This window comes from Phycisphaerae bacterium (assembly GCA_035384605.1).
In the GTDB taxonomy this organism is placed as follows: Bacteria; Planctomycetota; Phycisphaerae; order UBA1845; family PWPN01; genus JAUCQB01.
The window spans coordinates 1-12,609 of record DAOOIV010000136.1 but is presented as its reverse complement, the minus strand read 5'-3'; the positions used below and the strand labels follow the sequence as shown (position 1 = coordinate 12,609).

Here is a 12,609-nt window from a genome sequence, read left to right as displayed (position 1 = left end):
TTCGACACCCCCCAAAAAACCTGGAATCGCCTTTGGCTGTTCAACTTGGGTTAGCGCACGACCGAAAAAGAAGCACCCCGCGCATCGTCGATCGCTGCACCGCCTTCACGGCTTTGAAGATCGTCAATGGTGTTAACCGGCGATTTCAGGGTAGATACGCATCTACCGGTTCAATGATCCGCACCGGCCACCCCAAGCCGCCACATCACCATGCTTCAACATCACCAGGAGCAATCCCCGCGGTGCTGGTGCGTCGACGGCACGGCCGTGGTCGTGCCGGCGGTTCCGGCCGGGAGAAGATGGGTCAGACGCATGGCCGTTCGAGGGTTGAACCGGAAACCCTTGAGCATCGCCTCTTGACCATCAACGACCTTAACCGGCTCAAACGCCTCATTCACGTCGATGTCGAGCAACAACGCGGTCTCACGGCCCGGAGCAATCATGAACCCGCAATCCAGAGTGACTTGCGCCGCCTTCCTGCGGTTCCCGTCCGGAACAAGGGTGTCATCCGGAGTCTCGTGGTCAGGCCGGTCGAGGGTGACTCGGCCTTCCCTGCACGTGAGACGGAGACTCGTGTACGGACCTTCAGGAAGATCGGCGTTGATAAGCAGGTTGGCTTGGCCTGCCTGAATCTCGAGTAAGTCGATGATTTGCTCGCCTTCCTGAACCACGATCCACGACTGATCGGCGGCGACCGCTGCCGCGGCCTGCGGCAAGCCCAGAAAACCCGCGTTTTCAGCAAGCTGCGGAGCCGTGTGTTGTCGAAGCACCTCCACTCGCGTGACGGTCAAGCTTGCCCTTTTGAGCGGCTCCGCTGGCGCGGGTGTCCTGCCCATGACCACCTTCAGCCTGCCTGTGGGCGGCGCAGGCGCCCCGGCCGAGCCCCACGGGCCCAAGAGCCCCTTGACTGAAGCACCCACCATGCCTGCCACGATCACCAGGCAGACGAGCACCCCTATACCCGTTTGGCGATGACGGCAATCCATGGCCCCCTCACGTCTTGTGGCTTACCCTCAATCCCGAAGCCCCGTTCCACGAGTGGTTCGTTCACAACACTGATTCACGCATTGACGCATGTCCCGCCGATTCCCCGAGCGGAAAACAATGCCAGACTGTTTATCGTCTAAGCCCCCGGCGTGACGTTAGCGAACTTGAGGTTATCGGCTGAGGGGCGGGCTCTTCGGGTTGATGCCTGGTCCGCGGGCCCTGCCAAAACACATCAACAAGGCCCGAGAAACAAGGGAGAAAAGCAGTTATCAACCACGCTGATTGGAAAAACCGGCCTCGCTGGCCGGGGTCAGAAATCGCGGCGAGCCTGACGCCTCCAGCCGGCCTTCAGCTCGGAAGTTGGCAAAGCGGCGGATTTCCAGAAAACGTGGCCGCACCGGATGCACTGCACGCGACCCAATCTCGACTCGATCCGAACATTGACCAGCCCGCACTCCGGGCACTCCGCTCTCACGATTTCCGATCCCATGGCACCAAAGTTGAACATATCGCAACTACCAATGAGAGGAACGCTTCTTCTCCAAAGCCTCCGGTCAGCAAGCCGTGCGGCTCGTGCCTCGCGCCAGAAACCAGAGATCGCCCCTCTCCTCCGGGCACCCCCGACAACCCCCGGCCCGACAGACCTTTGCGAGCTATCCAATGTTATGGTCGTCCATCTGGCTAAGGCAAAGGCGGAAAACACCCCCATCCAGGTCTCATAAACCGGATCCGCCGCCGTGAATCGCAATGACTCCAAGCGCCTGATCTTGAAGTGCCCCGCATACGCGCATACCGATGGCCAAACGGTATCTTCCCGCTCAATCTATACACGCGGGATCCGCTGCGATATCCGTGCCCCTCAAGCATCACCGAGAGAGGCCCCGGTCAGCTTGGTCGATCTGCTGATTACCATCACGGCATCCTCGCAGGCAAAGCCTTGGACTGCGCCGCACCACCGATGCAGCCCACAGCCCGATGGATATCATCGATGTCAACATCGGCGCCTCCGTCGAACGCGTCGCGAGCCGACAGGATCACATCACCTGCGGTTGCGTCCTCCGTATCGAGGATCCTGCGCGGCAAACCCTTGATATGAATTGTCACTCACAGGAATCTCTGCCACAACCCAAAGAGCACCCGGCCTACCTGGGCCGAAACGATCAGGCGGGGCAAAGCCATCAAATTGCAGGATGGGCAACGGACGATTTCCTGTTCGAGGGTCAGGGCACAATGATAGCCCATCTCGCGAATAAGGACTTCAGTCTGAGACGACATTGCAGCCAGGCGCCCGTAGGGATAGGAAAAGTGCGGGCTGTGATCGCCGATCCGCTCCTGGAGCAAGTCGCGAGCAGCGGCCAGTTCACGTCGAATGTAGTCGGACGTCTGCGGGGCCAGAGCGATATGTGACAGGCCGTGACTGCCGACGTCGACCCCGGCAAGCTTCAATTCACGCACCTGTTGCCAGGTCATCGGGGCGAAAGAAGGATACTGCTCGCGCAGAAAAGCGATCTCATCATCCGAGTACAGTGAGAGCAATTCATCGAAACGAGAACGACGCTGGGGCTCGGGCAGATAGCGGCAGGCCTCGATGATCTGCTTGACCGCGGCACTTCGATGCTCGGGCGTGCTCAGGTCAAACTCGACGGCCTGGCCGTCCCAGTGCAGCACGATTCGTTTCCGCCCGCCGCGATGAATCAGCACGCGCACGTCGTCCAGCCACTGTCGCCCCCCCGTCTCGATAAGACCGGCAGGCAGAAAGACCGACCATGGCATCCGTCTCAAGGCCAGCTCACCGGCCGCAAGCTCGTGGCAGCAGGCATAACCATCGTCGAACGTCACCACGATGCTCTTGGGAGGCGGGGAGCGACGCTCTCTAATGCAGGCCACCAACTCGGTCAGGCTGATCACGTGAAACGAACGATGGAGCACGTTCAGCAACCGGCGGAAATTGCGCAGACTCAGAACGTTGTCCTCCACCTGGGGATCCGGACGTTCGGTAATACCGTGAAAGCACAGGATTCCCGCCTGCTGTTCGATGTCCGGGAGGTGGTTATGGGCCCCAGCCAACGCCATCATACGGCCGGCGCAGCCTCGGAGGCGGTCGCCGCTTGCGGCAGGCGACGCGGCGGCCCGCGCCTCGAGCCGCCATGACAGGCCCTCAAACAGTCTCCGACGGATCGGCATTACTCGTCTCCACTTCCCGCACGCGGCAAACCGGCACGCAAAAGTCACACACGCTCGGCAAAACGGCCTTCCAGCGCCCGGTACACCGCCCATCCGCTTGCTGCGAGCACAACAGAAACGCCGAGGGCGGTTAGGAAGGGCACGGCCTCCGGCAATCGTCCATGGATCACGATGTCACGATAGGCGGAGATGATCGGAACCATCGGGTTAACCGTCGTTAGCCATCTGAGTGCCGCCGAACCGTCAGTCGGCAGCGGGTACAACACATTGGTCAGAAACATCCACATCTGGATGCCGACCGCGAACAGGTACTTGACGTCGCGATACCACAGATTGCCCAGGGCCAGCCAAAGACCCAGGCCCACCATCAGAACCACCTGGATAACCACCACGAGCGGCAACATCAGAAGTACCGAACGAAACGCGAATGACCAGTCGCTGGTCGCGTCGAAGTAAACCACCAAACCCACCAGCACGACGGAGGCGACGAGAAAGTCAAAGAAAGCGCTGGCAATCGATGTCAGCGGAAGAATCTGCTGCGGGAAATAAACCTTGGTCACCAAGTCCCGTTGCGACGTCAAGCTCTGAATTGAGCCGTTCAGGCCCGTCGCAAAAAAGGTCCAGGGCAACACCCCGATGTAGACGAACAGCGGGTAGGGCACGTCCAGGGAGGCGATCGCGTTGAGCGAAACCGCGCGCGTGAAGATGAACGTGAACAACAACATCATGCCCAGTGGCTGGAGCAGTGCCCAGGATACGCCCAGCAGCGAGTGGCGATAGCGCACCACCACCTCGCGCCGCACGAGTTGGTACAAGAGATCGCGATAGAGCCACAGTTGAAGCATAAGGAAACGCCTAGCCGTCAGCTATCAATCCGTTCCTCGTATGGCGTCCGCGGCCGGTGAAACCGTCAGGCCCCTCAACCAGGCAGCTCGCTCGCCCTGACGCTGCCTCCGCCAAAGCCGGGAACCCGCTAAGTCGACGTCATGACCGCGGCTTCGCAACGCTCCTCTTCAGCAAGTGCCTCTGCGAGGCCCCCGGAGCGCCCGCAGGGCGGTGTCCTGCCGCACGCGTCGATAATGGCGGCGATCTGTTCGAGCCGGGCCTCCCAGGATTCGCTTCTCATCAAATCCGACCTGCGCCGGCGGTCGGCGGCGCTGTTGCAGGCAAGCGCATCCTCGCAGCACCTTATCATTCGCTCCACGTCGTCGGCCACCCATACGGCGTTGGGTATGGGTCGAACCGAGGGCAACCCGGTGCTGACCACCGGGACGCCGGCCGCCAGATACTCGTACAACTTGATCGGATTGGCGCTTCGCGTCAGGGGAACGTGCTTGAAGGGAATCAGTCCGATGTCAAACAGGCGAAGATAGGCCGGCAACAAAACGTGATCTCTTTCTCCGAGCCAATACACGTTCGGCAGATCCTCGCACGGGCCGTGTGGAACGAGCACCGGTCCGATCACGACGATCGACGCGCGCCGATATTCGCGCGCCAGAGCGGCCAGCAGATCGAGATCGACCCATTCACCCACAACCCCGATGTAACCGATGATCGGTCGCCGCAGTGATTCCAGCTCCCTCGGGGCATCCAGCTCTTCTTTCACCGCCCGGCTCAACTGCTCGTAGTCCACGCCGTGCTCCACAAGATGCACGTTGCGGTGAAACCGTGACTTGCTCTCATAGAGCGGCCGGGAAGTCGCGATCACTACGTCCACCCGGTCCAGCAACTGCCGCTCGCGATTCTCGATAAGAGCCCGGTCGTAGCCGGGAAACTCGCCGAAAGCGTCCACACAGTAATACAGGGCTAGTTCCTCGCCGAAACAACCCACGAAGTCGCTGACGTCCGGGGCGAAGCTCCAGAGCTGCACCGGCCGATTCGGTAAGGTTTCGACCACTTGCTCGATCGCCCGTCGCACGGTGAATCTGTTGAACCGACGTGCCAGACGCATCGAAGGCATGGGCACTTGGAAGGGCGTCACCACCGCGATGTTGTGGGCGACTCGCTGGGCACCTTGACGCATCTGCCGGAGCTTGTCCCAAATCATCCGAAGGTCGTACGGATGCATCGTCGGCCGGCGCGAAGCATGCCAATTCACCCAGACAACGTTGTTGCGTCTGGCCAGGCGGCGCATGATATGGTGCTTGCTGGTCGGATGAAAATTCCAGCCGCTCGCGAAGCAAATGATGTTCTTGCCGCTGATCACGTCGATAGACCCCCGGGCTGACAACAAGGCGAGGCTGTTGCCCCGTCAAACGCACAGGCCGATCCTCGCTCTCTGCCCGATGTCAGAAGCCGCTCCAGGCGAAGAAGACTGACATCCGGTCGCAGGCGGCCGACGACAAACGCCAGACCTGCCCGGGCCACATCCTGCGCCAGGGAGTCGTCGTTGAGCAGTCTCAGCACCGCTTCGGCGAACTCGGCCGGCGACTCGCCAACCAGCAATTCCCGCCCCGGCCGGGCTCCTAGTCCCTCGGCCACACCGGGTGTCACCACGCACGGCCGCCCGGAGGTCATGGCCATCAACACCTTGATCTGCGCCCCCCGCGCGATTCGCAATGGGGCAATGCAAATCCGCATCTTCTCCAAATACGGCTCCACCTCGGCAACGGTCCCGGTCACCTGTATGTTCTTCCCGTTGTCCAGCCGCCGAAGGACTCGCGCCGGAGATCTCCCCACCAGCCACCAGCTTGCATCACGACGGCTGCTGGTGATCAACGGCCAGACCTTCTCGGCAAACCAACAGGCACCGTCGATATTCGGTCCGTAGTCCATCGCCCCCACAAACCCGATCACCGGCTCACGCGGAAGATTCACCTCTTTCGGTACTGTCGGCAGATCCGCGGCCACAAGGGCCGGAGTACTCGGTCCCACCACGTGCACCTTCTGACGAAGGCGTTCATCCTCAACCAGCGACGCTTCCCGCTCGCTGATCAGGACGCTGGCATCAAAGCTGCCCAGCCACCTCCGTTCGCGGCGATCAAGCCGGCGAGCCTCAATCCGGTAAACCCAACTCATCGGCCAGGCCGCACCGGCCGCAGACTCAGCCCATTTGCGGCTGTCCAGATCGTCCAGATTCAACACCCGACGCGACGCCGGAACCTGAAGCGCCAGCGGGGCCATGCTCGACGAAAATGCCAGTACCGCGTCGAAACCTACCTGCTCGGCCCACTGCATCACCTGCCGCCGCAAACGCCCTGAGGCAAAGTATTGCTCCGTTGCCGTCCCGCCGGCCAACAACCCCGTCAACGCACGAGCCTGTGCAAGGGACTCATGTAGCGGCACCGCCGCGACCTCGCGGCACATCGACCGCAGTGCCCCCAGCGATCGGCGGGCCTCCTGCGATGTACGCCCCAGGAAGCCCGTCTCGAGAAACCCGGCGCACCAGACGTCGTGCCGCTGCGCAAGAAACCGCAGTTGTGCGGCGGCGCGAAGCTTCGCCCCGCCGTCCGCGGGACAGGGCAACCGATGGACCAGGTACAGCAGCTTCATCGCAGTCGTCAATCCTCATTTGTCGGTTCTTAGTCGTTCGGCGTTTTCAATCCCCTGTAATGCCCAGAAGGCGGGGTCTCTCTCGCTCATCAGCGCTGCCTGTCCGGCCGACCTCTGAAAACGGATCATGGACAACCTTCCAACTCACCCCGGAATCGACTTCGACAACCACGCCCCCAGCGGCCGGGTCACCGCCAGCGGCAGCTTGGGCCACACCCGCCGACTTAACTGCAATCTCGGGTTGTTCGGCGTCAGATCAGGCGCCCGGCCGCCCGCCGGCACAAAGTATTGGTATTGCAGCGGCGTCGGCTCGAAGCCCTGGAAACGCTTGAAATCGCAGGAACCTTTGTTATCGACCCGCGACCGCCCGAAGTCGAACTCCCGGCAACCCCGTTCCACACCCTTTTCCATGGCACACATGTACATGAAATGATTGGGGTGATACTTCTCGAATCGTTCGTCACAACCGGCAAAATAGGGCGACAACGTGTCGCGATAGACGAAGCTGACCAGTCCGGCAATGGCCCTGCCTTGATGCTCCACGATCTGAACCAGATGCTCGACCCGCTCCCCGGCCTGCAACCGGCTGCGCGTCGCGTCCATCAATGCACGGAAAAACCTCAATGGATAATTCGGCGACGCCAGGCGGCGCATCGACTGGCTGTAGAGCAGCCAAACCTCGTCAAGACGCGACTCGTCGAATCGCGAAACCAGATTGAACCGCTCGCGGGCCTGCCGGGCGGCGGCTCGGGCCTTGCGCGGCATCTCCGCCAGAACCCGGTTCGGGTCTGCCGGCAGAGACTTGCGAAAGGTCACATATCGATCCGAGATCGGCAGTTCCGGCCATCGCGCGCGAATGGAGCGGATATCCAGCCACTGCGCCCCGGCCTGGATCGCCAACGCCGTCGCCGCCTCCAGGAGAGCGCGATGTGTCTCATCGTCGTCGGCCAACGAACCGCCGTAGACCGCATAAGGCACGCTCACCATCAGCGTGCCCGCCAGCCGGCTGTCCACCCTCATCAGCGGAAACACGCCCGCCGGGCGCCCGTCGCGAAAGGCCATCAGATAATGACTGCGGTGCCCGAAGGCCTCGGTCACGGCATCCCGCCAGATCAACGTGTGAAAGATGGTACTCTCCGGATGACCGGCGACGTAGGCGTCCCACAAACCGGTTGTGCCCTCATCCAACTCGGTGATGCTGATGGACAAGTCTCCCTCCTATGACGTGCTCTGGTAATAATCGTGGCTGAGCGAGGCCATCCGCGTCTCGTGGTAGCCTGCCAGAACGCACCCCGCCACGTTGACACGGTTGGCCTGCAGCATTTTCACGCAGCGATCCACCAACGGCTCGGGCGTCCGGTTCATGCGGACGACCATGATGACCGAATGGCACAACGGCGCGATCACTCCTGTGTCTGCGGCTTCGTGAACGGGTGGCGTATCGATCAGACTGTAATGAAAACGCTCGGTCAGTTCCTTGAAAACGCCGCCGAACGACTTGCTGGCAAGCAGTTCGCTGGGCAACAAACCCGCCGGATCTCCGGCCGGGATGAGGTAGAGATTATCCCGGACCGCCGGCATGCATACCTCCGCCAGCGACAGCTCGCCTCGCAAGACCTCCGCCAGCCCCGGCTGACGCTCGGCCCCGAGCAGACAACTCAGCCCGCAGGCGTGAAAATCAAGATCCACCATGGCTACCCGCAGGTACTTCAGTTCCGCAAAACTGAATGCCAGATTGGCGGTGGTAACGGTCTTGCCCTCGCCGTGCAGGGCCGAGGTCAGGGCCAGCACACGGGGACCGCCCCCTGGATTGGCGGTGATCAACCGGGTGCGGACGGATCGAAACTTCTCGGCCGTCACCGAGTTCGGCTCGTGTAGAGCCACCACCTCCCCGCCGACCGACTCACTTTCAACGGCAGGGGCCGTGATCGGAAACGGTTGTGGCGACGAAGGAGGCTTCAGCAGCGACTGGACACAATCGGAAAAGGACTCCGCCCTCGTGGCCCCGCGCCCGAAAGTGCGCACGGAAGCGGCGGCAACATTGCCAAACGACATATCCGTCGTTTGCGCCAGCCGCAGGTTCCGCTCCTGCTGTGCTCGTTTCAGCGCTTCAGCAATCCGTCCCATGTTCTTCCGTCGCCTGCTATTGACGCCGTCTGATCCTCCGGTCCGGACAGGCGTCTCTCATGTTCCAGTAATTCGGCCTGTCCATTCTCCCAACAGAGCCGCGGACCGCGTCATCAGCCGGTCATACGATTCGGGACGTTCCAACGCCAGGTAAACCAGGATCCCCATGAGGGCTACCGCCAGTGTCTGCACCGTCACGAACGTCGGTAGCAGACACTTGCGAAGACGCCACCGCGAAGGTCGCCCCGCACGAATCTCCCCGATCGTCTCCAATACCGGAACGCCCAGCGTCTGCTTTAGCCGGGCCGGATCCTTCACCGAACGGTCCAGAATCTCGCGAAGGAATACGATCACAATCGCCACGGCCAATCCCAACCCCGAACTGACCGCAAACAAGCCGTTGGCGGTCGGTCTGCGAAGACGACCGGCCAGGTGCGGCTGATCCAGAGGCAGCACCTGGATGCCTCGGTTTTCCGCCTCGGCGGTCAGGATGCGATTCAACTGGCTCAAGTTGTTGTTCCAGAGATCCAGATCGTTCTGGGCGCTGGCCAGGGCCTGCTGCAGATTGACGTACCGCTCCCTGCGTTCAGGCAACGACTGCATGTCTTTCTTGAGTCGCTCCTGCGTCTCCAGATTGGCCTTCAGCTCCAGCTCGATCCGGGCGAGATCGTCGCGGTTGGTCTTGATCTCCATTTCCGTCTTCTTTCGCTCCGCCTCCCATGAATCCGCCGGGAGATTCATCATCCCCGACGGCACCTCCAGATTCTCCGGAAGCTGGTTGAGAGTTTCCTGGAGGCTTTCAACCTGACGACGCAGGGTCACGATCTGAGGATGCATCTCGGTCATCCGACGGGTGACTTTCAAGTCGTCGATCTTCCTGTTCAGGCTGGCGATCTCTGCCGTCGTCTGCTGGTAGCGCGGGTTCGCCATGGTACTCGTCCCGATCGCGGCCGGTCGATTGGGCTGTGCGGCGTCCTGTGAGGGGCGGGTGGTCAACCCAGCCAGATAGGCCTCGGAAGAGGCGATTCTTGCCTGCAGTCTCTGCCGATCGCGTTCGTTGCGCTCGATGCTCCGCGCGACAACCTGAAGCCTCTGCTCGAGAGTGTCGGGCCCGGTCGGGTTGGTCCCCGGAAAGTCCACGTCGATCCGGTGAAGCTCGGCCCTCAGGGCGGCAACTTTCTCCTGACACTTCCTGGATTCTCTCTCGAAAAACTCGTGCGCGTCATTGAGGATGCCCGAAACCCTGTTGCGCGTGCCCGTAATGTAGCTGTCCCGGATCCTCGCCAGGATCGGCGCAGCCCGGTCGGGCTGATCGCCCAGATAGAGTATTTCGACAATGTCGGAGAAATCCCCGGTTTCGCGGATGTGCACCGTAATCGACTCGATCCATCGCCCGATGATCGCGTCGCGATCGGCTTTGGCCTCGGCGGTCAGGTTGCCGGAGCCGTCGCGCGGCAAGTGATCAAGAAGACCCGCTTCCTCGACCGCCAGCCCAACGATCGAGAAGCTCCGCAGGTCGGAAATCAGAGACTGCCGCAGGGCGGCAAAAGAGTACGGCGAGTTGCTGGCCAACAGCTTGGAGATGACCAGGTTGTTGCGACGTTCAAACGTGGTGCTGACATAGTAACGCCGGGGACAGGTCAGGCCTATCGATAACACGAGCAACATGACCGTCAACATCGAGATCGTGATCAGTGGCCAGTGCCGGCGCGCGACGTCCAGTACCTTCGACAGAGTCTGGAGCAGACTCGCAACAGCCGATTCCTCGGGCGGTGCGCCGATTCGGGGACCGAGAATAACCGACGTGGGTTGCACGCTCATATCAGATCCTTTGCGGGCCCTTGTCTGCCTTGACGGATGATCCTCACCAGCCCTCGTTGATGTACGGCCTCACCCCGTACCCGTAATACAGCTCCGTGTTCGCCCCCGTGCCATCGCTCCAGTTGTAGTCCGTGTACGTCCGCAGCGTGTTGTTCGCATTCGCCGGAAAAGCATAGGCATTCAACAGCGGCACCGCCGGATACAACAACTCCTGCACCCGCAGACCGACCCAGCCCAGCGGCGTCGGCGGCACATAGACGATGTCGCCTTCCTGAAGAAGCAGATTATTGCGAAGATCACCTTTCTGAATCATTCGCGTTACGTCGATCGTGATCTCCCGCACCTCATTGGGGTCGGCGCTGGGCCTGATGACCCGAACCATCTCGCCCCAGGCAATGAGATTCGGTCGCGCGTTCGCCAGCACCGTTAACAGCGTGTCGTTTCCGGTGAAGGGCTTGGGACCGTTGAAGGTCACCTGACCAAACACGTAGATGCACCGGCTGGTCGGCGTGACCAGCCGGACCTCCACCTTGGGATCGACGTAATAGCGGGCCAGCAGCTTCTCCATCTTGGCGGCAATCTCTTGCTCCGTCAGCATCGAGACTTTCACCGGCCCCAGCAACCGCAGCATGATCGTGCCGTCAGGATTGATGCGACTGTTGACCCCGTCGACCTCGGGACACGTGGCGGAGGCAATCACCACCAGATCGGTGGGCTTGGCTCGATGAGTGGCGTCCACAACGTCATGGTTATGGGCCTGCACGAAAGCCTTCACGTCGTCATATTTCGGCGCGCACCCCGTGCTCGCGACAAGCTGAACAAGGGCCCCCATTCCCAGAATCATCAATCGGGTCTTGGCGAAGTCCTGCATGCCTTTGGTCTCACAGGTGGCAATCCTGAACCTCTCCGGTTCTGCCTCGACGACGGCTTCAGCCGGCACGCCCGATAGCTGGCGGACCTGGCTCCGTGCCAGAGTAATCGGACGCTCAGAGGCTCAGTTCGACTTATCCTCGTTTTTTTTCCGGGCGTTGGCACGAGCCTCAAGGTGCCCACCAGGCAGGTCCGATAGAACGGCTTGGGACGCGCCGGTTCTCCTTCGTCCGATAATCGCGCGCGCCGAAAACGGTCTCCCCATCAGGAGGTACCGGGCATGTACTGCTCCCATTTCGGGCTTCACCGCCCGCCGTTCAACAACACCCCGGATCCGACGTTCTACTTCAGTACGCCGGAACACGAGGAGGCCCTGGCCACCCTTCAGTACGCAACAGAACAACGCAAAGGATTCGTCCTCATCACCGGCGAGGTCGGCGCCGGCAAGACGCTCACCGGCCGGGTGTTCCTGCGCCAGATCGAACAGCAGGCCGAAACCGCTGTGATCACCAACACCCACCTGTCGGGCCACCAGCTCCTGGCCGCAATCTGCTCAGAGTTCGGGCTCAGCCCGCCTCCGCAAGCCGGAAACCTCGAATTGAGCCAGTTGCTCCAGGAGTTCCTCCTCGAGCAATTCGCCCAAGACCGCTATGTCGTCGTGATCATCGACGAGGCCCAGAATCTGCCGGACGAGGCCTTCGAAGAGATCCGGATGCTCGGCAACCTTGAGGCGGACGACGCCAAGCTCCTGCAAGTCTGCATCCTGGGACAACCTGAACTGAGAGAGCGATTCTCCCAACCGAAAATGCGCCAGTTGGATCAGAGGCTGTTTGGTCGTTTTCACCTCAAGGCCCTATCCGCTCAACAAACGCGCCAGTACATCCATCACCGCCTTCGCGTCGCCGGATGCCCGGGAACCGACCTTTTCACCGATGAAGCCATTGATGCCATCTACTTGGCGTCCAAGGGAATTCCCCGACTGATCAACCAGATCTGCGATGCCGCGCTGCTCGCCTGTTACGCCGACAGACGGAAAGTCGTCAACGATGAGATCGTTGAGGAAGTCTGCGAACAGGTCGGTGGCGTCAGTGGAGACGCCAAATCCCCCGAGACGTCAGATCATCCGGC

At 61.3% G+C, this 12,609-nt stretch carries 12 protein-coding genes; 1 reads left to right on the top strand and 11 read right to left on the bottom strand.

Going from position 1 to position 12,609, the window contains the following annotated elements:
- Positions 1 to 221: 221 nt before the first annotated feature.
- From PLL20_19575 to PLL20_19525, 11 genes are all read right to left on the bottom strand, one after another.
- Complete coding sequence (locus PLL20_19575; GenBank protein HPD32200.1) at positions 222 to 986, bottom strand: DUF4382 domain-containing protein; 765 nt, start codon at positions 984 to 986, stop codon at positions 222 to 224.
- A gap of 311 nt (positions 987 to 1,297) precedes the next feature.
- Positions 1,298 to 1,495 (bottom strand): hypothetical protein, encoded by a 198-nt coding sequence (locus PLL20_19570; protein HPD32199.1) that lies wholly within the window; start codon positions 1,493 to 1,495, stop codon positions 1,298 to 1,300.
- 404 nt (positions 1,496 to 1,899) lie between these two features.
- Positions 1,900 to 2,091: a hypothetical protein gene (locus PLL20_19565; GenBank protein HPD32198.1), complete on the bottom strand. Its 192-nt coding sequence runs from the start codon at positions 2,089 to 2,091 to the stop codon at positions 1,900 to 1,902.
- Positions 2,092 to 3,171: a polysaccharide deacetylase family protein gene (locus tag PLL20_19560; protein HPD32197.1), complete on the bottom strand. Its 1,080-nt coding sequence runs from the start codon at positions 3,169 to 3,171 to the stop codon at positions 2,092 to 2,094.
- Between the two features lie 44 nt (positions 3,172 to 3,215).
- A complete protein-coding gene (locus PLL20_19555; protein HPD32196.1) occupies positions 3,216 to 4,016 on the bottom strand; it encodes an ABC transporter permease in 801 nt (266 codons plus the stop codon).
- A gap of 128 nt (positions 4,017 to 4,144) precedes the next feature.
- Positions 4,145 to 5,377: a glycosyltransferase gene (locus tag PLL20_19550; GenBank protein ID HPD32195.1), complete on the bottom strand. Its 1,233-nt coding sequence runs from the start codon at positions 5,375 to 5,377 to the stop codon at positions 4,145 to 4,147.
- Complete coding sequence (locus PLL20_19545; GenBank protein ID HPD32194.1) at positions 5,374 to 6,663, bottom strand: glycosyltransferase; 1,290 nt, start codon at positions 6,661 to 6,663, stop codon at positions 5,374 to 5,376. The genes PLL20_19550 and PLL20_19545 overlap by 4 nt, the downstream gene beginning before the upstream one ends.
- Before the next feature lie 144 nt (positions 6,664 to 6,807).
- On the bottom strand, positions 6,808 to 7,872 hold the full coding sequence (locus tag PLL20_19540; GenBank protein ID HPD32193.1) for a FemAB family PEP-CTERM system-associated protein: 1,065 nt from the start codon (positions 7,870 to 7,872) through the stop codon (positions 6,808 to 6,810).
- Between the two features lie 9 nt (positions 7,873 to 7,881).
- Positions 7,882 to 8,790, bottom strand: coding sequence for a CpsD/CapB family tyrosine-protein kinase (locus PLL20_19535; protein ID HPD32192.1), 909 nt, complete (start codon positions 8,788 to 8,790; stop codon positions 7,882 to 7,884).
- A gap of 57 nt (positions 8,791 to 8,847) precedes the next feature.
- On the bottom strand, positions 8,848 to 10,611 hold the full coding sequence (locus PLL20_19530; protein HPD32191.1) for a hypothetical protein: 1,764 nt from the start codon (positions 10,609 to 10,611) through the stop codon (positions 8,848 to 8,850).
- Between the two features lie 43 nt (positions 10,612 to 10,654).
- A complete protein-coding gene (locus tag PLL20_19525) occupies positions 10,655 to 11,482 on the bottom strand; it encodes a polysaccharide biosynthesis/export family protein (protein ID HPD32190.1) in 828 nt (275 codons plus the stop codon).
- A gap of 279 nt (positions 11,483 to 11,761) precedes the next feature.
- On the opposite strand from PLL20_19525, the gene PLL20_19520 reads away from it, so the two are divergent.
- Positions 11,762 to 12,609, top strand: an 848-nt coding sequence (locus tag PLL20_19520; protein ID HPD32189.1) for an AAA family ATPase, incomplete at its 3' end; no start/stop codon positions are given.